Below are 24,390 nucleotides of genomic sequence, written 5' to 3'. Positions count from 1 at the left end.
TGTACTTCCTGCTGCTTATCCGCCCATTTCAACTATTACGGCGCCAAGTGCAATCAATGCCATCAGGGAAATGCGTCTTGGGCCAACCGTTTCCTTTAGCACAAGCCAGCCGATCAGCGCAGCGAAGACTGTTGAGGTTTCGCGCAGAACGGCTGCTTCACCGACTTTGTCCAGCCGGGTGGCCAGCATGATCGCCCCGAAGGACAAAGGGGCGATGATACCGCCAGCGAGGCCGCGCAGCATCAGCGGACCAGGCGCAGGTCTGTGCGCCATCGCGCGCCACCTGAGAAATGCGTAGATCGGCATGGCCGCGCCGTCGATCATGAAGAACCAGGCCAGAAAGGTGAACGGATCGGCGGTGGCGCGAATGCCATAGGCGTCATAGGTGGTGTACAGGGCCACAAACAGGCCAGTGATGATTGCCAGTGTCAGCGCGATGCCCAGCGTATCCCTGTTGGTTTCCAGGAACCTGAAGTTGTAGGCAGCCAACCCGAATATCCCCGCCAGCAAGGTGGCCACACCCAGCCATTGAACTGCCGAGAATGTTTCGCCGAACAGAAGATAGGCACCGATGACCGTGAACAGCGGGCCCGTCCCGCGCACCACCGGATAGACGACGGTGTAAGAGCCTTTGGTATATGCCATGGCTTGCAGTGTCTTGTAGGCGATGTGGATCAGCCAGACGAGCGCGAAGATCGGCCACATATGAGGTTCGGGCCAGGGCACCACGAAAAAGGCGAAGGGGGCGGCCATGAGGCAATAGCAGGCGTCGATCGCGCCGCGGGACAGCCATGGGTCATGCCTGCCTTTTTGCAATGCACCGAAGACCGCGTGCAGGAACGCCGCCATCAAAGCCAGCACCAATGCCAGCTGGTGTCCGGCTTCGGTGCCTTCGAGAGAGATCAGCCAGTCGCTCAAATACGCGGACCTTTTGCGGAGCGGAGAGGGTAGGGGGCTGTCTGCCCCCCACACCCCCCAAGGATATTTGGGGCCAGATGAAGCCTGGGATCAGCCTTTGTCGAGACCGGTGAGGGCGGCGGCGAATTCTTCGGGGTCGAAAGGGGCAAGGTCGTCGATCTGTTCGCCGACGCCGATCGCGTGGATGGGCAACCCGAATTTATCTGCCAGGGCAACAAGAACACCGCCCTTGGCCGTGCCGTCCAGCTTGGTCATGACCAGACCGGAAACGTCCGCCAGATTGCGGAACGTTTCCACCTGGCTCAGCGCGTTCTGTCCGGTGGTGGCGTCGAGTACGAGCAAGGTGTTGTGCGGAGCAGTGTCATCGACCTTGCGGATGACGCGGACGATTTTGGCCAGTTCCTCCATCAGGTCGGTGCGGTTTTGCAGGCGGCCCGCCGTATCTATCATCAGCAGATCGGCGCCCTCTGCCTGTGCACGGGTCAGCGCGTCAAAGGCGAGGCTGGCGGGGTCCGAGCCTTCGGGGGCGGTCAGAACCGGAACTCCGGCGCGATCACCCCAGACCTGCAACTGTTCCACGGCCGCGGCGCGGAAGGTATCGCCGGCGGCGATGACGACCTTTTTGCCGGCCTCTTTGAACTGGCTGGCCAGTTTTCCAATTGTTGTGGTCTTGCCCGAGCCGTTGACGCCGACGACCAGCACCACTTGTGGCCGTTTGGGATAGATCGGCAGAGGCTTGGCCACAGGCTCCATCACGCGGGCGATTTCTTGTGCCAGAAGTTGCTTGATCTCTGTGGTCGACAGTTTGCGGCCAAAGCGGCCCTCAGCCATGTTCGATGTGACACGCAAGGCCGTGTCGACGCCCATGTCCGAGGCGATCAGCAGCTCTTCGAGCTGCTCCAGCATGTCATCGTCCAGGGTTCGGCGCATTTCCGTGACGGCGCCTCGATTGAACAGGCGGTTCAGGATACCCTTGGATTCCGGTATTTCCGGCGGCGGAGCGACAGGCGTTGGGTCAGCCGGGATCGGTGCCGGCGGTTCAGCCGGTTGCGGGGCCGGGGCAGGCTCTGGCACTTCTGGAATCGGTTGCGGATCGGGCTGCGGCTGGGGGATCACAGGGTCCGGAGCCGCCGTTTCCTCGCCGCCATCCTCGACGATGGCTTCCAGCCCTTCTTCAAGACGAGATGAAGATTTGAACAGCTTGTCCTTTAGCTTTGAGAAAAACGCCATACTTGGTCTCCACAGGTGTTCCCTTCACCTAATGCGGATTTGCGGCAGTTGCAAAGGGTCACGCAAACGCAAGGACAAAGCCAAGCTGAGCACCCCAGTAAAGGGGCCATACAAGATAGGGCGTCACCTTGAGGGCCGGATGGTGCGGCGGCAGCAGGAACTTCTCGGTTGCGAGGATCAGATCTGACGCGATGAAGGCCATGGCGGCGGGAAAGGCCCACCGAAGAGGACCGGCATCTGGCAGTGCCAGCACCGTGACCCCCATGCCAAGAATGATGGGGATATAGGCCAGAACGGGCCCCTTCAGGTCTCCGGCGCGCGGCGCGAGCAATGTGGCCATGATGATGCCCAGAATGATCAATGACCATACAATCGCAGGCGCGCTGAGGATCAGCCCGGCAGAACTGATCGGCAGTGTCAGGAACAGAGCGATATAGGCCAGATGCCCGGCGGCAAATGCGGCGATGCCCGTCATGAAGGTGGCATCTGTTTCGCGCGACAGCAGCGCGTCGCCTGTCGCACAAAGAGCGAGCGCAAGAACCAACAGCCAAGGCCCACCGTTCATGATGGCCGTGACCGCCAATAGGGCGACCGATGCGGTTTTCAGTACAGTGCGCAAAGAACCGGCGGGCCGGGAGGTCAGCGGCAGGTAACCAAGGGCGCAGCCACAAGCGATCCAGAACAGTAGGGTTGTCATGTCATCTCCTCGCCGGTTCAGAATAATCTGATCTGGGGCGTGGCGTGAAATCAACCGCTTACGTTGAGTTAAGCACCTTGTGATGACCCCGATCCAACAGGCGAATGGCATGACCGAAGCGCTTCTGACAAAATGGAAACATGTTCAGGTTCCTGATGATTCTCGTGACTTTTGCCGCACATTCCGTGGCGGCACAAACGCCTTTGTCTGGCTCGGAGTTCGACAAGTATACGCAGGGCAAAACTCTGTTTTACGGGTTCGAAGGTCAGATTTACGGGGTGGAGCGGTATCTTCCGAACCGTCGTGTGATCTGGTCTTTTCTCGACGGGAATTGCAAGGAAGGTATCTGGTATCAGCAGGGTGAGCAGATCTGCTTTGTCTACGAAGACAGGCTGGATCCGCAATGCTGGGTTTTCACTCAATCCGGTGGCGGTTTGATTGCGCAGTTCGAAGGTAATCCGCAAGCGACCGAGCTGTATGAGGCAGAGGATCTTGGGGAAGAAATGGTTTGTTACGGGCCGGACGTTGGCGTTTGATCAGTTGGCGCGCGGCGCATCATAATCGATCATGACATGGGTTTGGTAAGCTGCCCTGCCCGTCAACCCTTCATAATAGCGGCGCAAACTGGGCAGTGATGCGCGCGAAATATCGATGTCATAGTAGCGATCGAGTATGTGTCCCAACTGGATATCGGCCAAAGTCAGGCAGGAACCGCACAGGAAAGTGTTTTCAGAAAGTTGCGCATCGGCGATTGTCACGGCCCCAGATGGTCAACATGGCTTAGAACAGTGATCCCTGATCCGGAGTGTCCGGCCTGGGTTTCTTTGAGGGTGATTTCGCGCCCGGGCCGGTGCTGAGGACACCATCGGCGAACTCGATCTCGAGCGCCGTTTGTTTGGCGGCCTGAGCCTTGGTGGTGATCACATTCCCTTCGGCCCGGACGACCGCGTATCCGCGGTCCAAAGTGGCTTTGTAGCTCAGCGTCTCGCGCAGGCGATCCGTCGCTTCGAGTTGCTGTTTGAGGCGGTCCAGTCGCGTGGTTTGGGCCGTGTGCATTCGATCGCCGAAACGATCGAGGTTTTGCCGCTGCTGGTCGATTTCCCTTTGGATCGGTCGCAAGGACAGGCGCGATGACAGGTTGCGCAGCGATTCCTGTCGCGTCGATATCAAGCTTCGCAGGGTCGAGGGGCGCAGATGAGCAGACAATTCCACCACTTGCAGGCGACGGTTCTGCACCCCGCGGATCAAGGCGGGCGTGAGGCGATCTGCAATCAAATCAAGGCGTTGCCTTGGAGAGTTCAACAGGCTATCCGGGCGCGGCAGGGCGCGGGACAGATCGCGCAGCCTTTGCGTTCGGCGTTGGACTGCATCCGTTGCCGCGCGGGACAGGCGCGCAGCTTGCTCTTCGGTCCAGGCAAGCAGTTCCATGCGGACGGGAACGGCCAGTTCGGCGGCCGCGGTGGGTGTTGGCGCGCGCTGGTCCGAAACGAAATCAATCAGGGTGGTGTCGGTTTCATGCCCAACGGCCGAGATCAACGGTATGTCCGACGCAGCTGCGGCGCGGGCGACGATCTCTTCATTGAAGCCCCAGAGGTCTTCGATCGATCCGCCGCCACGGGCCACGATGATCAGGTCGGGCCGGGGCAACGCGCCGCCGGGTGTCAGTTGGTTGAAGCCTTCGATGGCGCGGGCGACCTCGGGGGCGCAGTTGGCCCCTTGAACCGCCACAGGCCAGATCAGCACCTTGCGCGGGAACCTGTCCCTGAGCCGATGCAGAATGTCGCGGATCACGGCACCGGAAGGGGATGTCACAACGCCAATGATCTGCGGCAGGTAAGGCAAGGGTTTCTTGCGTTCCGGCGCGAACAGACCTTCGGATTCCAGTTGTTTCTTGCGCTTCTCCAGCAGCGCCATGAGCGCGCCCTGACCCGCGACAGAAACCTCATCGACGTTCAGGTTGTATTTGGATTGCGCCCCGAAAGCGGTAAGGCGGCCGGTGACGACGACCTCCAACCCTTCTTCGGGCACAACGGACAGGCCGGAAATCTGACCTTTCCACGTAGTGCAGGCCAAAACGTTCCGGTCGTCCTTGATGTCGTAATACAGATGCCCGGATCGGGCTTTGAACACGCGCCCAACCTCACCGCGCACGCGGATTCGGCCGAATGAGCCTTCGAGCGTCCGTTTCACCTCACCCGAAATTTCGGACACTGTGTATTCAGGGGTGTTTTGGCCCGGAATCGGGTCATCAAGCAGGTCGGACATTTCAGCGCCTTGTTTCAAATGCGCGCCCAGCTTAGAACGCCGCGCAGGCAAGGCCAAGCAGATCGGAGAGCTTTCATGAATATCCTCATTCTCGGCAGCGGAGGGCGCGAACACAGCCTGGCATGGGCAGTGCTGCAAAACCCCAAATGTGATCGCCTGATCGTTGCTCCGGGGAATGCGGGGATCGCGCAGATCGCGGATTGTGCCGCTCTGGATATTGAAAACGGCGGGGCTGTTGTCGGCTTTGCCGAAGAAAATGCGATTGATTTCGTGATCGTCGGGCCCGAGGCGCCTTTGGCGGCCGGAGTGGTTGATCGGTTGCGCGAAGCCGGAGTATTGGTTTTTGGACCCTCGGCCGAGGCGGCAAAGCTGGAAGCGTCGAAAAGTTTCACCAAGGAAATCTGCGACGCGGCCAACGCCCCCACCGCAGCTTATGCCCGGTTTACCGAGGCCGAGGCTGCCAAAGCCTATACCCGCGAACAGGGCGCACCGATTGTGGTCAAGGCCGATGGTCTGGCCGCAGGCAAGGGCGTTATCGTTGCGATGGACGAAAAGACCGCACTGGACGCCATTGACGACATGTTCGGCGGTGCGTTTGGCGGTGCCGGTGCGGAAGTCGTCATTGAAGAATTCATGGATGGGGAAGAAGCCTCGCTGTTCGTTCTTTGTGATGGTGAGGACATTCTTTCAGTCGGGACGGCCCAGGATCACAAACGGGTTGGCGAGGGCGATACCGGGCCGAACACGGGCGGGATGGGCGCGTATTCTCCGGCGCCGGTGTTGAGCGAAGAGGTGGAGGCGCGCGCGATGGAAGAGATCGTGCGCCCTACCATCGCCGAGATGAAGCGTCGGGGAACGCCGTTTCAGGGCGTTCTTTATGCAGGTTTGATGATCAAGGACGGGCAGCCAAGACTGGTCGAATACAACGTCCGCTTCGGTGATCCTGAATGTCAGGTGTTGATGATGCGATTGGGCGCGCAGGCGATGGACCTGATGCACGCGGCCGCCGAAGGCAGGTTGGGTGAGATGCGGGTGAATTGGGCGGATGACCATGCCATCACGGTTGTAATGGCGGCCAATGGCTATCCGGGTGCTTACAAGAAAGGCACTGCGATCAAAGGGCTTGAAGGCCTGCCCGAAGACAGCCGGAACATGGTGTTCCACGCTGGTACAAAGAGTGTCGATGGACAGGTGGTTGCATCGGGCGGGCGCGTGGTGAACGTGACCGCCCGTGGGAACACGCTGCAAGAGGCGCGCGACCGGGCCTATGAAATGGTTGAAGCTGTGGATTGGCCTGACGGGTTTTACCGGCGCGATATCGGGTGGCGTGCTCTGGATGGTTGACGGGGCAGGGGCTTTGCCCCCTCGGCCTTGCGGCTTCCCGGCGCTGCGCGCGTTCGCGGTCGAAATCGTCCACTGGACGATTTCCTTTCAACCGCTCACGCCCCGGGATATTTTTGGCCAGATGAAGAGGCGGATCAGCAGTTCAGGGCTTGGGCAAGGCTTTTGCGGCCGTTGAACGGGCCCCGGTCGGATGTGATCCAGCCGTTGTCGTAGAAGACGCTGACGATCCGCGTCCAGTCGGCGCTGGCCACGATCAATTCCGGGCGGTCGCCGCAGGTGCGCAGGCCACCGGAAATGAAATCTTCACCGATCCTGTGGTTGGTCAATCCGGGCAGAGCCGCGATTTCGGTCAGGGCGTTGTCTTTGTAGCGCCAGATGCGCAGCGTTTTGGCAAGGTGCGGACGGTCGATATAGGCGATCTCGACATGTCCGTCGCCGTCCAGGTCGGCTGCCCCGATCGGGGCGAGCCAGCGGAAGCGGGTACCGATATGAGGCGTGGCCGCGATCTTGTCTCCGGCGGCGTCGTAGATCGCAAGTTGAGCCCCTGATTTGTCGTGGGATTCAACGACAATTGCTTCGCGCGCGCCGTCCAGGTTGACGTCTGCCAAACGCGGAGCGAGGTCTTCGAACACGCGATCCTGCGGCAGTCGAACAGTTACGACCGTAGTGTCGGTCGTGAATTCCACCGCGCCATATTCGATCGTGTCACCCAGGACGCCATGGGCGTAGCGGGTGGTTGGTTCTGTGAAGCGGGCGTCGTTGATGGTTTCCGCCGCGTCAGCCGGTTGCAGCGTGAGCCAAAGTCCGAAAGATAGCAAAGCGCCGCGTGCCCGAGATTGCCAAAAGCGGCGGGGCAGGCGCGGCGCATTGTTCTGCATCAGATCTGCTTTTCAGGCATCTGAACGACCAGACCGTCCAGCGCATCGGTGACCTTGATCTGGCAGGTCAGGCGCGAGCGGGCCGGGTCGGGCTCATAGGCAAAGTCCAGCATGTCTTCTTCCATGTCATCCTTGGCCGGGATTTTCTCGACCCAGTCGGGGTGGACGTAGACATGGCAGGTCGAGCAGGCGCAGGCGCCGCCACAATCGGCCTCAATGCCGGGAATGTTGTTGTCACGGGCCCCTTCCATGACGGTCAGTCCGTTGGCGACCTCGACTGTGTGTTCGGTACCGCCGTGCTCGACATAGGTGATCTTTGCCATTGCGTGCGTCTTCCTTTTGCGATGTTCGATTTCTTCCTTAGTGAAGGCATTTAGGTCTTTCCAGCCTCATTTGCGACTCAGCGCGCCGTGTCTGGACTTTCTTGTCGTTTGTTCTATTTTTGTTCTTATGCTTGTTACACCCATTCGCCCTGTGGTTTCAAACCGGGATTGGCCGCGCCCGCCGTCCTGTCTGCCTTCCAGCCAACTGGATTCCCCGCCCGAGGGCGCGCGCGTGGCTGTGGCCGGGCTTGTGATCCTGCGGCAGAGGCCGGGGACGGCCAAGGGCGTGATCTTTCTGACGCTTGAAGATGAGACCGGGATCGTGAATGTGGTGGTCTGGCGCAAAATCTACGAACGGTTCCGCCGTGCGGTGATTTCGGGGCGATTGCTGAAGGTGACGGGCCGGATGCAGCGGACGCATTCAGTGACCCATGTGATTGCGGAAGAAATCGAGGATATTTCGGGGATGCTGGATATGCTGGTCCAGGGCGCAGGGGCGGCCTGCCGTGACGGACAATAGCGAGCGGCTGTCTTGCCGCCTTGCGCACAGCAAGACCTGTGCGCCGATCAATGTCGGTAAGTTCTCGCATATCACGCTGGGTCAAAGGCGCTTTCCCGCCAATTCGGCATTGGTCGGTCGACTCTTTGATGTCGTGTTAGTACTGCGGGCATCTCTATGCGTCGGCCTGTGTCTGAACGCAGGCGCGACGGCGCGCTACTCAACATCTTCTCAGAGTCAGTTCAGATGCCCGAAGTAACACGAAATGGATCGTTCGAAAAAACCGTCCAGCTGGATGAGAGCCAGATTGCCGGTCGCCTTGGCGAACTGTTGGAGCATACGCGTTCAAAAGGATACGTGCATACCGCCAGAATGATCGAGGAAGCATTGAGTGCCCACTCTTTCGAGCGCAGACACCTTGGGAATACCCAAAAATACCTCTCGGAATTGCAGCGTCTGAAGCGAAAAGAGATGACACGCTTGGTGCGGGAAACGGATGGGAAGAAGCAAGCGGCTTTTGTCCTGACGCCCCGGATGCGCGTTGACCACAGAAATCCTGCCGCGCTGCGCAGTGGAGCTTGGAGGAACACCCCGATGCCTTTCCCGGCGGAACCCGAATTCAAGTTTCGCTAGCCGAACCTGCCGTGGCCAAGGCGGACAGGGCTGATGATCCGCATCAATCCAAACGGGTTTTCAACGCAGTCATCGTTTGAACAAGACCTCCTGCGCCTGCTTGTCACGATTGTCTCCTCGTAGCTCTGCGTGCAGAGCGCGCCCGGCCTGAACACCGGGGCGGGCGCCGACGGTCTTCAGCCAGCGCGCAAAGTGGGGTTTGTCCTCCAGCACTTGCTGCTGCCCTTCCCATAGGCTGGCCCAGCCCCAGATCGACATGTCTGCAATCGAATAAAAGTCTCCGGCAACGTATTCGTTCTCGGCCAGCCGTCTGTCGAGCACCCCGTACAGACGACAGACCTCGGTCCGGTAACGGTCTTTGGCATAGGGCAGGTCCTGTGGCGGGTTCAGTTGCGGGGCGTATTTCAGGAAGTGATGCGCCTGACCGGCCATCGGGCCAACACCGCCCATCTGCCACATCAGCCATTCTTCTACGGCAATCCGATCACGCTCGGTCTTGCCATAGAACTGCCCGGTCTTGCGGGCCAGATACATCAGAATTGCCCCGCTTTCAAAAACCGAGATCGGTGCACCATCCGGCCCGTCAGGGTCCACGATTGCGGGCATACGGTTGTTCGGGGCGATCTTCAGGAACTGCGGGTCGAACTGATCACCTTTTCCGATATTGACCAGATGCGTGGTGTAGGGCAGCCCCATCTCCTCCAGGGCGATGGACACTTTCCAGCCGTTTGGTGTGGGCCAGAAATACAGATCAATCGGGTCAGCCATGTGTTCTCCTGATGTTGGGGGGATCATGCGGGTTTCTGCCGGTTCGGCAAGGGCCGCTTACGAAAGCGTGACCGAATGCAAGCCGGGCTTGACCGCAAACCGCCCGAGGCGTATTGCCATCCCAAAGCTACGTGGCGATTTGTTACCGGATTGCGGGCCACGCTAAACAACACCGCTAAAAGGTCAGGATGAAAGACCCCTTTCGCTTGGCCGCGTCTGGGGTTTTTTGTTTGCCTCCGCCGGAGGCTGAAAGGGAATGAGATGAGCGAGAACTGGAACAAACGCACCCAAGCCGTCCATGGCGGTATCCGCCGCAGTCAGTACAACGAGGTGAGCGAGGCGATTTTCCTGACGCAGGGCTTTGTGTACGAAACTGCCGAACAGGCCGAAGCCCGGTTTCTGGAATGCGGCCCTGATGAGTTCATCTATGCCCGCTATGGCAATCCGACCGTATCTATGTTCGAACAGCGCATCGCGGCCCTTGAAGGTGGCGAGGATGCGTTTGCGACGGCTTCGGGCATGGCGGCGGTGAACGGTGCGCTGACCTCGATGCTGAAGGCCGGGGACCATGTTGTTTCAGCAAAGGCACTGTTCGGGTCGTGCCTGTACATTCTGGAAAACATCCTGACCCGTTTTGGCGTCGAGGTGACCTTTGTGGACGGTACCGATCTGGAGCAATGGCAGGCAGCGATCCGCCCGGACACCAAGGCGGTCTTCTTCGAATCGATGTCGAACCCGACTCTTGAAGTGATCGACATCGCATCCGTGTCCAAATTGGCCCATGCCGTTGGGGCGATTGTGGTGGTGGACAACGTGTTTTCGACGCCCGTCTTTTCGCGCGCGATGGAACAGGGCGCGGATGTGGTCGTTTATTCGGCGACCAAGCATATTGACGGACAGGGCCGTGCGCTGGGCGGTGTCATCATCGGCACCAGGGATTTCATCCGCGGAACCGTCGAGCCGTATCTGAAGCATACCGGCGGCGCGCTCAGCCCGTTCAATGCCTGGGTCATGCTCAAAGGTCTGGAAACCATGGCGCTGCGCGTCAATGCGCAGGCCGACAGCGCACAACGGATCGCCGAGGCGCTGGAAGGGCATCCCGCGTTGGCGCGCACCCTTTACCCTGGTTTGAAGACCCACGCGCAAAATGCTCTGGTTCAATCGCAACTTGGTGGAAAAGGCGGGACCGTGTTGTCCCTGGATATCAAGGGCGGCAAGGACGCGGCTTTTGCTTTCCTCAATGCGCTGACCATTCCTGTGATCTCGAACAATCTGGGCGATGCCAAGTCGATCGCAACGCACCCGGCGACCACAACGCACCAGCGTCTCAGCGATGCGCAGAAGGACGAGTTGGGCATTACGCCGGGCCTGATCCGTTTTTCCGTAGGCCTGGAAGACGCCAGAGACCTGCTGGCAGACATCCAGCAGGCATTGGAGGCTTCGCAGAAGCAAACAGCAGCACAGTGACAAGCCTCTTACCACTAGGGGTCGTCGCGTTGTCTGTGAACGGGGCGTCTTTTCGGGTGGTGTTCGCGGTTGAAGCCTGGCCTTTGTGTCTGCGAAAGGCGTATTTCGTTGCAGAATGACGGTTTTGCGCCGGTTTTTTCAATCCGGACTGCTATTGCCTGCGTATTGGGTTAAACTGGTAAATCACCTGCAGTCGTATATATTTCTACGACCAATCGAGGAACCGCAGCCGATGAACATTCACCCGCGCGACATTGATGAGACCCCGGATCAGGAAAAAGCCGCCGAGGCCCTTAAAGTTCTGCGGCAATGGGCGGAATCTGCGACGGCATCCGAGATCAGCCAGCTGGATCCGGCTATTGCGCGGCTGGTGCCCGGCCTGACCCGGGTGAACTATCCTTCGCTTTCGCGCGAGTACCCGGAGGGTTTCTCGGTTGACGCGGATTACCGAGCGTCATTGCCCGACTTGCAAAACGGCCCGTCCAGCTTGATACGCGGTGCCAAGCAGCAGATCCAGCATGTTGGCATCTCGAACTTTCGCCTGCCGATCCGTTTCCATCGGAAAGATGGGGAAGACCTGACGCTTGAGACGTCTGTTACGGGCACCGTCAGCCTTGAGGCCGAGAAAAAGGGCATCAACATGTCCCGGATCATGCGGTCTTTTTACAAACATGCCGAGCGTACATTCAGCTTCGAAGTCATGCAGGCGGCGCTTGACGACTACATGAACGATCTGGACAGCTTTGATGCACGTATCCAAATGCGGTTTTCTTACCCCGACAAGGTCAAGAGCCTGAGATCAGGTCTGGAAGGATATCAATATTACGACATCGCTCTGGAACTGGTGGAGTCGGGCGGTGTGCGCCAGAAGATCATGCACCTGGACTATGTCTATTCCTCGACCTGCCCGTGCTCTCTGGAGTTGAGCGAACATGCCCGTGTCATGCGGGGACAATTGGCAACACCGCATTCGCAACGATCTGTCGCGCGAATTTCCGTGGTGGTGGATTGCGATGCCGATTGTCTTTGGTTTGAAGACCTGATCGGGTTGTGCCGACGCGCGGTGCCGACCGAAACTCAGGTCATGGTCAAACGTGAAGACGAACAGGCTTTTGCCGAGTTGAACGCAGCCAATCCGATTTTTGTCGAAGATGCGGCGCGCTTGTTCTGCGCTGAATTGCTGGCAGATCATCATGTTGGTGATTTCCGGATAATAGCCAGCCATCAGGAAAGCCTGCATAGCCACGACGCTGTGTCGATTCTGACCGAAGGCCCAACCTTTGCGGCATCCAGCTTGGATCCAAGACTGTTCAACACTTTGTTTCACGTTGGGTGAATACCGCCGTGTAAGCGATTAGGATTTAATCAGAGATTACGACGGTAGGCGTTCTTTTGCCGCAATGCAGCAAAAATGCTGCATTTGCGCAGTCGTTTGTTGTATATCTATCGTGAATGCAGCAGCTGGATGCTTGCCATTTGATTGGCTGGCCGCCCCGAAAAGGATGCGGAGACGTGAGACGCCTTGGACTGCAAGACCGCGACCACCGTTCGAGAAATCGAAGAGGGCAAGGCGTTTTATCCATCACATTTGGGCTGCATCGTTATTACAGGAGAAGCATGTAATGAATCCGATTACCCAACCGCTGGAGTTTCAAGCTGCGGCAATTCGCATGGCTGGTTACGCAATGGTCAACCAGATGAAGATCATGCAGATCGTGGCCCGTTCAGCGTTCGAATTGCCGATGGCTCCTGTGCAAGCGTTGCACGTGGCTGCGGCGTCCCCGGAAAAGCCGGTGGAAAAGACGACGGTCAAGGCAAAAGCCACTGCGCAGCGTGTGCAAAAAGCTGCCGTCAAAAAGACCGCAGCAGTGAAAAAAACCGTAACGAAGGTCACCGCCGGCAAACCTGAGCCCAAACCTGCGGAGTTTTCCGCGAAGCCGCGCGCCGCCGTCACGCCAAAGGCTGAACCTGCGGCGATAGCAAAGCACGCACCAAAACCAGCACCCAAACCGGCGCCGCAGCCAAAAACAGAATCGAAACCGGCCGCAGCTGTTGCAAAAAACGCCAAACCGGCTGCGCGGAACGCGACTGCAACCACGTCTTCCTCAGGCGCGTCGGCCCCGGCAAAAAAACCTCGTAGCAGACCGGCGGCTTCTGCGACCAAGGCACCTGCTGCGCGCGCCAAAGCCGCTAAGCCTATCGAAAAAACCGTTTCGACCCCAGCAAAAACCGCGCCCCTTGCGCCCAAAGCAGAACCTCAGAAGTCGGCGCCCGATGCTGCGCAGTCAAAACCTGCGGCATCGGCAGAACAATCAAAACCGCAGGCGCGCAAAACGCGACCGCCGTCAAAACCGCCCGCAATGCCGGGGGCAGATACCAAAACAGACACGTAAACCGGGATCATCTGCTTGACACGGTCGGGCTGGCGCGCCAACGCTGCGCGTTATGATGGATCTTCGCCCGGTCGGATATGTGATTGGCTTGCTGGTCGCCATTCTTGGGGCGACCATGCTGTTTCCTATGCTCGCGGACATTATCGAAGGTCGCGGCGAATGGAATGTGTTCCTGGAAAGCGCGATAATCACAATGCTGACCGGATCCGTCCTGGCGATGAGTTGCTCGAACGGTGTGGGCGAGGGGCTGACCATCCGGCAGACCTTTTTGCTGACAACCGGCGTGTGGGTCGCGCTGCCGGTGTTTGGTGCAATCCCGTTTCTGTTCGGTGAAACCGAGCTGCGCTTTGTCGATGCCTATTTTGAGGCGATGTCAGGCCTTACGACGACCGGTTCGACCGTAATTTCAGGGTTGGACACGCTGCCAAAGGGCCTTTTGTTGTGGCGCGGTACCCTGCAATGGCTGGGAGGCATCGGTATCATCGTCGTCGCGATGGTATTCCTGCCCGAATTGCGGGTTGGTGGCATGCAAATCTTCCGCTCGGAAGGGTTTGAGACCATGGGGAAAATCCTGCCTCGCGCGCAGGAGATTGCGGGGCAGATTTCCCTGATCTACGTCTTCCTGACACTTGTATGCGTGCTGGTCTATGCCGCGTTTGGGATGAGTTTTTTTGACGCGTTGGTGCATGCTTTCACGACGGTGTCCACGGGCGGTTTTTCGAACTATGATGCCTCGTTTGGAACATTTTCAGGCCCGGCCGAATATGCTGCATCCGTCTTCATGATTTTGGCGGCTCTTCCCTTTGTGCGCTATGTCCAGTTGGCCAATGGTCATACGGCGTCGTTATGGAAAGACAGTCAAATCCGGGCATTTCTGGCGATCATTCTGGTTCTGGTTGTCATCATGTCAGTCTTTCTGACCTCGGTCTTTCCGCATCATTGGGAACAGGCGTTCCGCGAGTCACTGTTCAACATCACCTCGATCATTTCGGGGACAGGATACGCCAGTGTCGATTACATGGGGTGGGGCAGCTTTCCGATCATGCTGTTTTTCCTGATCGGATTGATCGGTGGATGCGCGGGGTCGACTGCGTGCTCGATCAAGGTTTTTCGCTATCAGTTGCTGTTCGCCTCAATCAAAAGCCAGATCAAACGGATCAGGTCCCCGCATGGCGTGTTCATGCCGCTCTATGATGGAAGGCCGGTCGGACGGGACGTTCTGACCTCGGTGATGAGTTTTTTCATGTTCTTCGTTTTGTCGATGGGGGTGTTGTCCTGGGCGTTGGCGCTGACAGGTCTGGATTTCGTCACGTCCGTCTCCGGGGCCGCGACAGCGTTGGCGAACGTTGGACCGGGTCTCGGCGATCAGATCGGACCGGCGGGTAATTTTGCAGGTCTCAACGATACGGCCAAGTGGTTGCTGACCATCGGGATGCTGGTCGGGCGGCTCGAGCTTTTGGCCGTTTACGCGATCTTCACCGTTCAATTCTGGAGAGGCTGATGAAAAGACCCCTTGGCGCGCAAATCTCGCATATGCTCAAGGATCGTGGCGTGGATGTGATTTTCGGTATACCGGGCGTCCACAACCAGGAAATGTATCGTGGTATCGAAGAGGCCGGCATCACGCATGTTCTGGCCCGGCACGAGCAGGGGGCCGGATTCATGGCTGATGGTTACGCGCGCGCAACCGGCCGCCCCGGCGTCGCCTATGTGATCACCGGCCCCGGTTTGTGCAACATCATGACCCCGATCGGACAGGCCTACAGCGACTCGGTTCCGATGCTGATTCTGTCCTCTTGTCTGGATGAAACGCAGGCTGTCCGGGGTCAGTTGCACCAGATGAAAGATCAACGTGCTGCCGCCGGCACGGTTGCGGATTGGTCTGTACAGGCCAACTCTGCCGAAGCTGCCTATGGGCTGATAGAACGGGCGTTTGAAGAATTCGAGCTTTCGCGTCCGCGCCCCAAGCACATTCAGGTGCCCATCGCGCAGTTGCAGGCCGAGGCCGACCCCGCGCCGTTCCCCAACCAGCCCGCGCTGCGCGCCAAAGCCTTGCCGCCTGACGTGTCATCGGTCGTGTCCATGTTGAACCTTGCCCGCAGGCCGCTGTTCATCCTAGGTGGCGGATGCAGGTCGAATGATTGGCGTCAGATTTTGACACAGCTGGGGGCGGCCTGCTTTACCACGTATGCCGGGCGCGGGCTGCCGGGCGCAAATTATCCGCTGGACTTCGGGTCCATGTTGCCACGTCCCGGCAGCGCCGAGGTAATCGCGTCGGCGGATCTGGTCGTTGCGGTGGGGGCCGAGCTGAGCGAGGTCGATTTGTGGCGGCAGGATTTGGGGCATAAGGCGACCTTGATACGCGTCGACCTCGACCCCGAAGTTCTTTCGGATCGCCATCGCGCCGCCATCAAGCTGCAAGTCGACAGCCAGAGCTTTGCCCGCGCCTTGTGGCACGCAACTCAGGACATGAAACCAGCAACAGGCTGGTCGCCCGAGGAAGTCGCCGAGATGCGCGCCCGCTGGCGTGCCGAGGTGGATGCAGAGCGGCCCGGAATCGAGCCGATCGCGGACGCGTTGCGCGCGGCCATGCCGGCCGACACCATGATCTATTCGGACATGACGCAGTTTGCCTATGTCGCCAAAGAGGTATGGGACATGGCCTATCCTCATCACTGGCATCATCCGACGGGGTTTGGCACTCTTGGCTATGGGTTGCCCGCCGGTATTGGCGGGGCGGTTGCCCGGCGCGGCAAACCCACGGCGGTTATCGCCGGGGATTACGGGTTCCATTACACAATGCAGGAACTGGGCGTGGCGGTTGAGTTGGGATTGTCGCTGCCCATCATTCTATGGGACAATGGCAAACTGAAGGAAATCGAGGACAGTATGGTGCGCAGCCAGATCGCGCCCAACGCGGTCATGGCGCATAATCCCGATTTCTGCAAACTTGCCGAAGCCTTTGGTGCGCGCTCCTCGGCGCCTTCGAATGTAGCAGAGATGCAAAGTGCAGTAGGGGCCGCATTCGATGCGCCTGTGCCGACCTTGATCCACGTGACACCTGATATTCTGTAACGAAAAAGCGCCGCACTTTCATGCGGCGCTTTTTTGCTGAGGTGCTGTCGGATCAATCCCAGCAGTGAACCAGAACCGTCATGCCGGTTGCGCGCCGGTTCAACTCATTGGGCGATATCTGTATGGTTTCTTCGCTCGATTGACCGGACACTCCGGCCTCTGCAAGAATTTCGGTCAACCGATCAACGGTGGCCGCAAGGCTGACCGAAGCGGGCAGGGTGCGCCCTTCGGACGGTGTGGGCAACAACATTCCGACGACGTTGCCGCTGTCGTTGAAGACCGGGCCGCCTGCATCACCGGGTTGGGCGTTCAGCGCCAGACGCTTGACGCCGGTCTCACCGCTCAGCCCACGTATGTCCGCGACCTGCCCGTAGGTCAGGGTGGGGCCACCCAATGCGCCCTGATAGGAAAAGCCGGACACGGCCACTTCCGACTTGATGCGCGGCTTGGTGGCACTGAACGCGGCGACGCTCATGGGGGCGAGCGTTTTTGCAGGGCGCAGGACCGCCACGCCAAGTTCAGGGTCAGTCAGGGCCAGTTGAACCTCTTGATCACCATCCAGAGTGATCCGCGTGCAGCTCTCCGCGGCCTCGGAAACCGTCAGTACTGTCCCGTTCTCATCCGCGAAGAAACCAGAGCGCGTCAGCCGAGGCTTGCGGACCTGAAGGCCCGACACCAGATCGATGCGCTGTTCTGCGGAAGCACCGGCGGCGGCATCCAGAACCGCATTCGTTGTGCTGAAGCTGGAGGTCATCGCTGACAGAACCCGCAGGCGACGTGCCTCGTCTCCTTCGGGCCAGACAAGGGTGAAGCCCTTGATTTTTCCATCCGCCAATTGCGCTTGCGTAAAGGACACTATGCCGTTGCCGCGTCCTTCAAGGGTAAACCGGTCGCGGCCCAGTTCACGAGGGCCATTCAGTGGAACGATCTCAAGCGATTGCATCACTTCGTAGAGCGCGCGGAGCGTGTTCTTGTCCCCCTCTTGGCTGATCAGGAGCGCCTTGGCGTTCAGGTCAGAGCTGCTTTTGAAATGTACGAACGGGGCCTCATAGCGATCAAGGCTGACAGCGCCCAGAGGCATGTCGAGCACGATCCCGGCCTTGTCGTCGGAATACCGCTCCATTCCGACAGAGATCAGCGGCGCGTTGTAGTCATCCATCAGGGCCTTGCGCTGCAACGTGGTCAGAACGCCCGTGGCGTCAAACCCGTTATAGCGCTGCCAATCGCTCATCGATCGGCGGGTGCCTTGCCCGAACGCACCATCAATGGTCGAGTTGTAAAACCCCGCCGCGCGCAGAGCCGTTTGCAGATCCTTGCGTTCCTGCGCGGTCAACAGACGTTCGGACTGAAGCGCCTGCGCACGGGTTTCATCCGAATCCTGTGGTGCGGCGGCTGCCGGAGCCTCTTCCGGTTGTACCGCTTGTTCAATTGGTGCCGCGACGGTGCCACGGTTCAGCACGTTTGCCCCGATGGGCCAGAACTGTTGCCCCATCGCGCTGGAAAACGCGATGTAACTGTCGCGCGGTATCTGGCCTTCGGCCCGATAGACGCGCAGCACCTGTTCGGCGTCGGTCCGCGCATAGGGGCCGATGACGATCGCGTACCAGCCGCTGTTCAGGCGAAACCCGTTCACATCCGGCAAAGCACCGGCATAGGCCTGTGCCCGTTCCTGCGCTTCGCGCAGTGATGGCTGGGCCTCGACCTGGACCCAGACGCCGGGATCTTGTTGTGCGGTTGCGGCGCGCAGGCCGACCAGAAGAAACAATAGGATTGCTGAAAATACGCGTGTCATAGTCTGCCCGTCTTATGCAGTGTTCGTGCTTTGGCGCAGAATACGCGAATTCATTTGCGAAAAGCCATGCCGCGAATGCGGGGAATTTACGGTGTGGCCCTGCAGATACAGGCTTGGCCCCAAGCCCCGTTGACGCCCCTTTGCCCCTTGCATAGGAAGGGCAAAACCGACCGGAACCGGGCGCAAAGGCGCCCAGAGGGAATGCCATGACCGAACCGACCAGCGCACCGCGTTCATTTCAGGAGATCATCCTGCGGCTTCAGACCTATTGGGCGTCTAAAGGCTGTGCCATTCTACAGCCCTATGACATGGAAGTCGGGGCCGGAACGTTCCATCCCGCGACCACCCTGCGCGCGCTTGGCTCGAAAGCCTGGGCTGCGGCTTACGTTCAACCGTCACGCCGCCCGACGGATGGGCGTTATGGCGAGAACCCGAACCGGTTGCAGCACTACTATCAGTACCAGGTGCTGATCAAACCCAGCCCACCGGATTTGCAGGAGCTGTATCTGGGAAGCCTCAAGGCGATCGGCATCGACATGGACCTGCACGACATCCGTTTTGTCGAAGATGACTGGGAAAGCCCGACGCTCGGCGCGTGGGGTCTGGGTTGGGAAGTCTGGTGTGACGGAATGGAAGTCAGCCAGTTCACCTATTTCCAACAGGTTGGCGGCCATGACTGCGCGCCGGTATCAGGCGAGCTGACCTATGGGCTGGAGCGTCTGGCCATGTATGTGCTGGGCATTGATCACGTGATGGACATGCCGTTCAATGACCCCCAGTCGCCGAGTCCTTTGACTTACGGCGATATCTTCAAGCAGACCGAAGAGGAGTACGCCCGCTGGAACTTTGACGTGGCAAACACCGAGGTTCTGCTGCGCCACTTCGAAGAGGCCGAGGCCGAGTGCGCCGCCATTCTGAGCCAAGAGCATGTGGACCCGAAGACGGGCAAACGCATCATCATGGCGCACCCGGCCTATGATCAATGCATCAAGGCCAGTCACATCTTCAACCTGCTGGACGCGCGCGGCGTGATCTCGGTGACCGAACGGCAGGCCTATATCGGGCGCGTCCGGGCGTTGGCCAAACAATGTGCGGATGCGTTCGTGCAGACCGAGGCCGCCGGGTTTCAAGCCTGATGAGGCAATCAGGCCAGCCCGGGCAAAAGCGCCTTGAGCCCGTCTGCGATCATGCTGACGGCAATGGCGGCAAGGATCATACCCATGAAGCGGCTCATGATCACGCGCGCGTTGCTGGACAGGCGTTCAGCCAGCCAGGCGGCGTTCCAGAACGTGATCAGAAGCAGACCGACCACGACAAGAAATACTCCCATAAAAACAAAAGCCTCGACCGTGGTTTTAACCTGATGTGCGTACAGGATCAGGGTGGTTATTGTGCCGGGGCCCACAAGAATGGGAAAGGCCAGCGGGTAAAAGGCCACCGTATCGGTTTCGGGGTAAGCTTCCTTCTCTCCTTTTGTTCCATGATGAGAGGTGCTTTCGTTTCCGTTCAGCATGTTGAGGCCGATCATCATGACGACCAGGCCGCCGGCGACGCGCAGGTGATTGACGCTGATGCCAAAAAGGCCAAGCGCCTGACTTCCGACCAGCGCAAAGGCACCGCCAAGGATCAGGCAATAGATCACCGTCTTCACCGCAATCTTGCGCTGGTCGGCGGCAGGCAGGTCCTGAGTGACGCTCAGAAACACAGGCAGGTTGGAAACCGGGTTCATGATGGCAAACAATGCGCCGAAAAAACCGACAGCAAGCGTGGATTCCATGGTGTTGACCTCATTGATGCCTGTACCCGGACGAAACCTGTCCTATTTTACAAGAACTTGAAAGAGGCAGCCTGAAACATGACGGGAAAACTGCTGGCAATTGTTCTGTTGTTGTCGGCCTTGGTGGCCGGGGCCGGAATGTATTATTTGCAGATTTACGGTTTCTACTATGAGGTCGAACCGCAGCCCGGCCAGGACGTGGTCCTGATGACGGACCAAGGTGATGCGCCTGTCCCAATCACCTATTCAGACTTTCAGGCGATCGATGCGGACAGTTCTCCGATCCGCTACCGTGGCTGTTTTGAAACGGATCTGAAGCCGGATCAGATGGCCGGGTTTATTGCTGTTGAAAACCCAGAACCCTTGACCGCGCCGGGTTGGTTTGACTGTTACGACGCCGTTTCGCTGGGCGATGCGCTGAAATCGGGGCAGGCGCAGGCGTTTTTGAGTGAGAAGAACATCCATTTCGGCGTCGACCGGATCGTGGCGATTACCAGGGATGGCAAGGGATATGTCTGGCACGCGTTGAACAACTGCGGTGAAAAAGCCTATGACGGTACGGTGGTGGGTGAGGAGTGCCCGAAACGCCCTGAAAACTGAGGAAAACCATGGCTGACGCCGTTTTGATCCCGGACTTCATTACTGCAACTCTGGGGTTTGCGGTGTATTTGTTGGGTGCCCGGATCAACGGCAAAGTCGCAGTTCTGAGGCAGTTCAATATTCCTGAACCGGTCACGGGCGGCCTTTTGGCTTCGCTCGTGGTTTTGCTTCTGTATCTCTTTGCCAATGTAGAACTGTCATTCGAGTTGCAGACCCGGGACGCTCTGCTGGTTCTGTTCTTTGCCGGGATCGGACTAAACGCGCGGCTTTCTGACTTGATTGCCGGTGGTAAGCCTTTGTTGATCCTTCTGATTTTGACGCTTGTCACGATTGTTGCGCAGAACGTTATCGGCGCGGCAGGGGCTTACTTGTTTGGCTATCCTGCGCAAGCTGGCGTTCTGTTCGGTTCGGCCGCGTTGATTGGAGGACACGGAACCGCAATCGCATGGGCACCCGAAGTTGCCAGCGCAACGGGTCTGGACGGTGCAACCGAACTTGGCGTTGCTGTGGCAACGCTTGGTCTGGTGCTTGCAGCACTGGTAGGTGGTCCTATTGCACGTCTTCTGGTGGAAACACGAGACCTTTCGCCGAACCGACCTGACGAAGAACACACGGTCGGACTGCCGGAAAAAACGACCGTGGCCACCGAAATTGACCATATGTCCATTATGCGCGTGCTGCTGCATCTGAACCTTGCCATCATTCTGGGATATGCGCTGGGCGAGGCGATTTCGGCCGCGGGGCTGAAGCTGCCGCTGTTTGTGCCCTGTCTGATCATGGGCATCGTGATTTCGAATGTCCGGGCGGCCATCGCTCCGTCCGCGCCGCCGGTTGCGCGTACACCGTCGCTGGCATTGCTGTCTGAATTTGCTCTTGGTGCCTTTCTGGCAATGTCACTGATGAGCTTGCAGTTGTGGACCATCGCGGAACTGGGTGTGGCAATTGCCGTGATCATGACGGCGCAAACGGTGTTTACGGTCGTCTTTGTGATTTGGGTACTGTTTCCCCTGATGGGCTCGAATTATCGCGGAGCGGTGCTGGCAGCGGGCTTCGGAGGCTTTGCCCTGGGCGCCACACCCACGGCGATTGCAAATATGACGGCAGTAACCAAGCGATATGGGCCGTCGCCTATTGCCTTTATCGTGCTGCCCCTTGTATCCGCCTTCTTTGTGGATATCGCCAATGCCATCGTCATTCAGACGATTGTGAACTTCTAAGGACCGACTATGCCCGACCTGCTGATCGAACTGTTTTCCGAAGAAATTCCTGCGCGGATGCAAACCCGTGCCGGTGAGGATCTGAAAAAGCGGATTACCGATGGTCTGGTCGAGGCCGGTTTGACCTATTCAAACGCGGCCGCACTGACCACACCGCGCCGCCTGACACTGGCGGTGGAAGGTCTGCTGGCGCAAAGCCCGACAATCCGGGAAGAGCGCAAAGGGCCCAAGGTCGGCGCGCCGGACAAGGCGATCGAAGGTTTCCTGCGCGGCGCGGGCCTGACCCGCGACCAACTGGAAGAGCGTGAGACACCCAAGGGCGCTGTCTATTTCGCCACCATCGAGAAACCGGGCCGCCCGGCCGCCGAGATCATTGCCGAAGTGCTGGAAGCCACCATTCGCAATTTCCCATGGCCCAAATCCATGCGTTGGGGCAGTGGCAGTCTGCGGTGGGTGCGTCCGTTGCATTCCATTCTGTGCATCTTGTCGGATGAATCAGGGGCGCAGGTTGTTCCGATGCAGGTCGATGGCATCCGCTCCGGTGACACCACGGCCGGTCATCGTTTCATGGCCCCCAACCGGTTCTCGGTTACGTCTTTCGAGGACTATGCCGCCAAGCTAAAACGCGCATTCGTTTTGCTGTCACAGGATGAACGTGCCGAACACATCTGGAATGATGCGCAGAACATGGCTTTTGCCGCCGGTCTGGAAATCGTCGAAGACAAGGGACTGTTGGCCGAGGTTGCCGGGCTGGTGGAATGGCCTGTGGTGTTGATGGGGATAATCGATGATGAGTTTCTGGAACTGCCGCCCGAAGTGTTGCAGACCTCGATGAAAGAGCATCAGAAGTTCTTTTCGGTAAAGAACCCTAAGACAGGTCGGATCGAACGGTTCATCACCGTCGCCAACCGCGAAACCGCCGACAACGGCGCAACCATTCTGGCGGGGAACCAAAAGGTGCTGTCGGCACGTCTGGCCGATGCCAAGTTCTTCTGGGAGAACGACCTGCGCATTGCCAAAGCGGACATCACCCAATGGACCCGCGCGCTGGAGAACGTGACATTCCACAACAAGCTGGGCACCCAGGCCCAGCGGATCGAGCGCATCGCCGCGCTGGCCCGCGAACTGGCCCCGGTGACGGGCGCCGACCCGGATCAGGCCGAGAAAGCCGCGCGCCTGGCCAAGGCCGATCTGAGTTCCGAGATGGTCTATGAATTCCCCGAACTTCAGGGGCTTATGGGGCGGTATTACATCGAAGCCGCAGGCGAAGACGCCGCCGTGGCCGCCGTGGCGCAGGAGCATTACTCGCCGCTTGGTCCGTCGGACGACGTGCCTACCGCGCCGCTCTCGGTGACCGTTGCACTGGCCGACAAGCTGGACACGCTGACCGGGTTCTGGGCGATTGGCGAGAAGCCGACGGGTTCGAAAGACCCGTTTGCGCTGCGTCGTGCTGCGCTGGGGGTTATTCGGTTGGTTTTGGAGAATGATTTGAAGTTCAGTTTGTTGAACAACTTACCATTTTCTTACTTGGCGTTGCTGTGTTCGCTCGGTGACCAAGAACCTGCATTCTTCAGAAAGCTAATCAAGTATGCCGACCCTCAAGAGGGGGAAACGCTCCAAACTCCTTGGCAAGATCCGCCGTTCAGTCAAATTTTTGTAGAAAGCAAGCTCACCGATGAGGAAGTCGGGTTGATTGAAGTGAAGCTTTGCGGCCTCGAGTATGAAATTTTTGACGAAGATGAAGCCAAAAATAAAGCTGCCAAAGACGCTTTGGACAATTTGTTGGCATGCGCAGAGTCGGCGGATCATTTGATCGCGGCATGGGGCTTCTCCGATGACGATGATTCCAGACCACTTAAAAGCCTCGCCTCAATGGAAGGCTATTGGCCGGTATGGAAGAATGCATCTGAACGGATAGCGTCTAACCTCCTCTCCTTCTTCCACGACCGCCTCAAGGTCTTCCTCCGCGACGAGGGCATCCGCCACGACATCATCGACGCCTGCATCGCGATGGAGGGGAATGACGACCTCAACCTGCTGGTCAAACGCGCCCGCGCCCTGAATGCAGTGATCGCGACTGAAGATGGCGAGAACCTCGTGCAGGGGTTCAAGCGGGCCAACAACATCCTGACCCAGGCCGAGGAAAAGGACGGCGTGGAATACTCTTACGGTGCAGATGTGAAATTCGCCGAGACCGACAGCGAGAAGGCGCTTTTCGCGGCTTTGGATGGGGCGCAGACGCAAATCGACGTGGCCCTGAAATCCGAAGACTTCCCAACTGCAATGGCGGCGATGGCCGGGCTGCGCGGGCCGGTGGATGCGTTCTTTGAGGACGTACAGGTCAACACCGACAATGACGTGATCCGTCGTAACCGGTTGAACCTGCTCAGTCAGATCAGGCAGGTTTGTTCCAGCGTGGCCGATCTGTCGCGGATCGAAGGTTAAAACCTCGGGCACGCAGTGATGCGTGCCCACAACGCCCTTGCACGAAGGGCGCAAGCGCTTATGCTGCAC

The 24,390-nt window shown here is 58.7% G+C and carries 23 protein-coding genes and 1 riboswitch; of the genes, 13 read left to right on the top strand and 10 right to left on the bottom strand.

What is annotated here, in order from left to right; genetic code table 11:
• Window positions 1–15: 15 nt before the first annotated feature.
• From GOW04_RS06225 to GOW04_RS06215, 3 genes are all read right to left on the bottom strand, one after another.
• A complete protein-coding gene (locus tag GOW04_RS06225; RefSeq protein ID WP_171231874.1) occupies window positions 16–918 on the bottom strand; it encodes an EamA family transporter in 903 nt (300 codons plus the stop codon).
• Window positions 919–1,008: 90 nt separating this feature from the next.
• Window positions 1,009–2,148, bottom strand: coding sequence for a signal recognition particle-docking protein FtsY (gene ftsY / locus GOW04_RS06220; RefSeq protein ID WP_171231873.1), 1,140 nt, complete (start codon window positions 2,146–2,148; stop codon window positions 1,009–1,011).
• A gap of 58 nt (window positions 2,149–2,206) precedes the next feature.
• Window positions 2,207–2,845: a lysoplasmalogenase gene (locus GOW04_RS06215; RefSeq protein ID WP_171231872.1), complete on the bottom strand. Its 639-nt coding sequence runs from the start codon at window positions 2,843–2,845 to the stop codon at window positions 2,207–2,209.
• A 155-nt stretch (window positions 2,846–3,000) separates the two neighbouring features.
• On the opposite strand from GOW04_RS06215, the gene GOW04_RS06210 reads away from it, so the two are divergent.
• Window positions 3,001–3,381, top strand: coding sequence for a hypothetical protein (locus tag GOW04_RS06210; protein WP_171170685.1), 381 nt, complete (start codon window positions 3,001–3,003; stop codon window positions 3,379–3,381).
• On the opposite strand, the gene GOW04_RS06205 is transcribed toward GOW04_RS06210, so the two are convergent.
• A complete protein-coding gene (locus tag GOW04_RS06205) occupies window positions 3,382–3,603 on the bottom strand; it encodes a glutathione binding-like protein (RefSeq protein WP_171231871.1) in 222 nt (73 codons plus the stop codon).
• 22 nt (window positions 3,604–3,625) lie between these two features.
• The gene (gene xseA, locus GOW04_RS06200) at window positions 3,626–5,110 is read right to left on the bottom strand and encodes an exodeoxyribonuclease VII large subunit (RefSeq protein WP_171231870.1); all 1,485 of its coding nucleotides are present in this window, start codon (window positions 5,108–5,110) and stop codon (window positions 3,626–3,628) included.
• Between the two features lie 75 nt (window positions 5,111–5,185).
• Between xseA and purD the strand changes: the two genes are divergently transcribed.
• A complete protein-coding gene (gene purD, locus GOW04_RS06195) occupies window positions 5,186–6,454 on the top strand; it encodes a phosphoribosylamine--glycine ligase (protein ID WP_171231869.1) in 1,269 nt (422 codons plus the stop codon).
• Between the two features lie 134 nt (window positions 6,455–6,588).
• Here the strand turns inward: purD and GOW04_RS06190 are convergent, their stop codons facing one another.
• Both GOW04_RS06190 and GOW04_RS06185 read right to left on the bottom strand, forming a co-directional pair.
• Window positions 6,589–7,332 (bottom strand): VCBS repeat-containing protein, encoded by a 744-nt coding sequence (locus GOW04_RS06190; RefSeq protein ID WP_254430062.1) that lies wholly within the window; start codon window positions 7,330–7,332, stop codon window positions 6,589–6,591.
• On the bottom strand, window positions 7,332–7,655 hold the full coding sequence (locus GOW04_RS06185; RefSeq protein ID WP_152457603.1) for a 2Fe-2S iron-sulfur cluster-binding protein: 324 nt from the start codon (window positions 7,653–7,655) through the stop codon (window positions 7,332–7,334). Before GOW04_RS06185 ends, GOW04_RS06190 begins: the two co-directional genes overlap by 1 nt.
• 127 nt (window positions 7,656–7,782) lie before the next feature.
• Between GOW04_RS06185 and GOW04_RS06180 the strand changes: the two genes are divergently transcribed.
• Together GOW04_RS06180 and GOW04_RS06175 are read left to right on the top strand one after the other, a co-directional pair.
• Window positions 7,783–8,175 (top strand): OB-fold nucleic acid binding domain-containing protein, encoded by a 393-nt coding sequence (locus GOW04_RS06180; RefSeq protein WP_171231868.1) that lies wholly within the window; start codon window positions 7,783–7,785, stop codon window positions 8,173–8,175.
• Between the two features lie 225 nt (window positions 8,176–8,400).
• Window positions 8,401–8,787 (top strand): hypothetical protein, encoded by a 387-nt coding sequence (locus tag GOW04_RS06175; RefSeq protein WP_171119571.1) that lies wholly within the window; start codon window positions 8,401–8,403, stop codon window positions 8,785–8,787.
• Between the two features lie 69 nt (window positions 8,788–8,856).
• Here GOW04_RS06175 and GOW04_RS06170 read toward each other — a convergent pair whose 3' ends face one another.
• Complete coding sequence (locus GOW04_RS06170) at window positions 8,857–9,555, bottom strand: glutathione S-transferase N-terminal domain-containing protein (protein WP_171231867.1); 699 nt, start codon at window positions 9,553–9,555, stop codon at window positions 8,857–8,859.
• Between the two features lie 121 nt (window positions 9,556–9,676).
• A riboswitch (SAM riboswitch) is annotated at window positions 9,677–9,754 on the top strand.
• Between the two features lie 62 nt (window positions 9,755–9,816).
• Here GOW04_RS06170 and metZ point away from each other — a divergent pair.
• From metZ to GOW04_RS06145, 5 genes are all read left to right on the top strand, one after another.
• Window positions 9,817–11,022, top strand: coding sequence for an O-succinylhomoserine sulfhydrylase (gene metZ, locus GOW04_RS06165; RefSeq protein ID WP_171231866.1), 1,206 nt, complete (start codon window positions 9,817–9,819; stop codon window positions 11,020–11,022).
• Window positions 11,023–11,254: 232 nt separating this feature from the next.
• A complete protein-coding gene (gene folE2 / locus GOW04_RS06160; protein ID WP_171231865.1) occupies window positions 11,255–12,358 on the top strand; it encodes a GTP cyclohydrolase FolE2 in 1,104 nt (367 codons plus the stop codon).
• Between the two features lie 64 nt (window positions 12,359–12,422).
• Complete coding sequence (locus GOW04_RS06155; RefSeq protein WP_171231864.1) at window positions 12,423–13,415, top strand: hypothetical protein; 993 nt, start codon at window positions 12,423–12,425, stop codon at window positions 13,413–13,415.
• Window positions 13,416–13,467: 52 nt separating this feature from the next.
• The gene (locus tag GOW04_RS06150; RefSeq protein ID WP_171231863.1) at window positions 13,468–14,916 is read left to right on the top strand and encodes a TrkH family potassium uptake protein; all 1,449 of its coding nucleotides are present in this window, start codon (window positions 13,468–13,470) and stop codon (window positions 14,914–14,916) included.
• On the top strand, window positions 14,916–16,490 hold the full coding sequence (locus GOW04_RS06145) for a thiamine pyrophosphate-binding protein (protein ID WP_171231862.1): 1,575 nt from the start codon (window positions 14,916–14,918) through the stop codon (window positions 16,488–16,490). The genes GOW04_RS06150 and GOW04_RS06145 overlap by 1 nt, the downstream gene beginning before the upstream one ends.
• A 52-nt stretch (window positions 16,491–16,542) precedes the next feature.
• Here the strand turns inward: GOW04_RS06145 and GOW04_RS06140 are convergent, their stop codons facing one another.
• Complete coding sequence (locus tag GOW04_RS06140; RefSeq protein WP_171231861.1) at window positions 16,543–18,282, bottom strand: serine protease; 1,740 nt, start codon at window positions 18,280–18,282, stop codon at window positions 16,543–16,545.
• Between the two features lie 206 nt (window positions 18,283–18,488).
• Between GOW04_RS06140 and GOW04_RS06135 the strand changes: the two genes are divergently transcribed.
• Window positions 18,489–19,418 (top strand): glycine--tRNA ligase subunit alpha, encoded by a 930-nt coding sequence (locus GOW04_RS06135; protein ID WP_171231860.1) that lies wholly within the window; start codon window positions 18,489–18,491, stop codon window positions 19,416–19,418.
• Between the two features lie 8 nt (window positions 19,419–19,426).
• Here the strand turns inward: GOW04_RS06135 and GOW04_RS06130 are convergent, their stop codons facing one another.
• Complete coding sequence (locus tag GOW04_RS06130; protein WP_171206867.1) at window positions 19,427–20,059, bottom strand: MarC family protein; 633 nt, start codon at window positions 20,057–20,059, stop codon at window positions 19,427–19,429.
• Window positions 20,060–20,137: 78 nt separating this feature from the next.
• On the opposite strand from GOW04_RS06130, the gene GOW04_RS06125 reads away from it, so the two are divergent.
• The 3 genes from GOW04_RS06125 to glyS are packed head-to-tail and all read left to right on the top strand — an operon-like array spanning window position 20,138 to window position 24,321.
• Window positions 20,138–20,659 carry a DUF6446 family protein gene (locus GOW04_RS06125; protein WP_171119580.1) on the top strand — a complete coding sequence of 174 codons (522 nt, stop codon included), beginning with the start codon at window positions 20,138–20,140 and terminating at the stop codon, window positions 20,657–20,659.
• An 8-nt stretch (window positions 20,660–20,667) separates the two neighbouring features.
• Entirely contained in the window at window positions 20,668–21,876 is a 1,209-nt protein-coding gene (gene gltS, locus GOW04_RS06120) for a sodium/glutamate symporter (RefSeq protein WP_171231859.1), read from the top strand.
• 9 nt (window positions 21,877–21,885) lie between these two features.
• On the top strand, window positions 21,886–24,321 hold the full coding sequence (gene glyS, locus GOW04_RS06115; protein WP_171231858.1) for a glycine--tRNA ligase subunit beta: 2,436 nt from the start codon (window positions 21,886–21,888) through the stop codon (window positions 24,319–24,321).
• The last annotated feature ends 69 nt before the right edge of the window (window positions 24,322–24,390 follow it).

The organism is Ruegeria sp. HKCCA4812 (assembly GCF_013034245.1).
Classification (GTDB): domain Bacteria; phylum Pseudomonadota; class Alphaproteobacteria; order Rhodobacterales; family Rhodobacteraceae; genus Ruegeria.
This window is presented reverse-complemented; position numbering and strand designations above follow the sequence as displayed.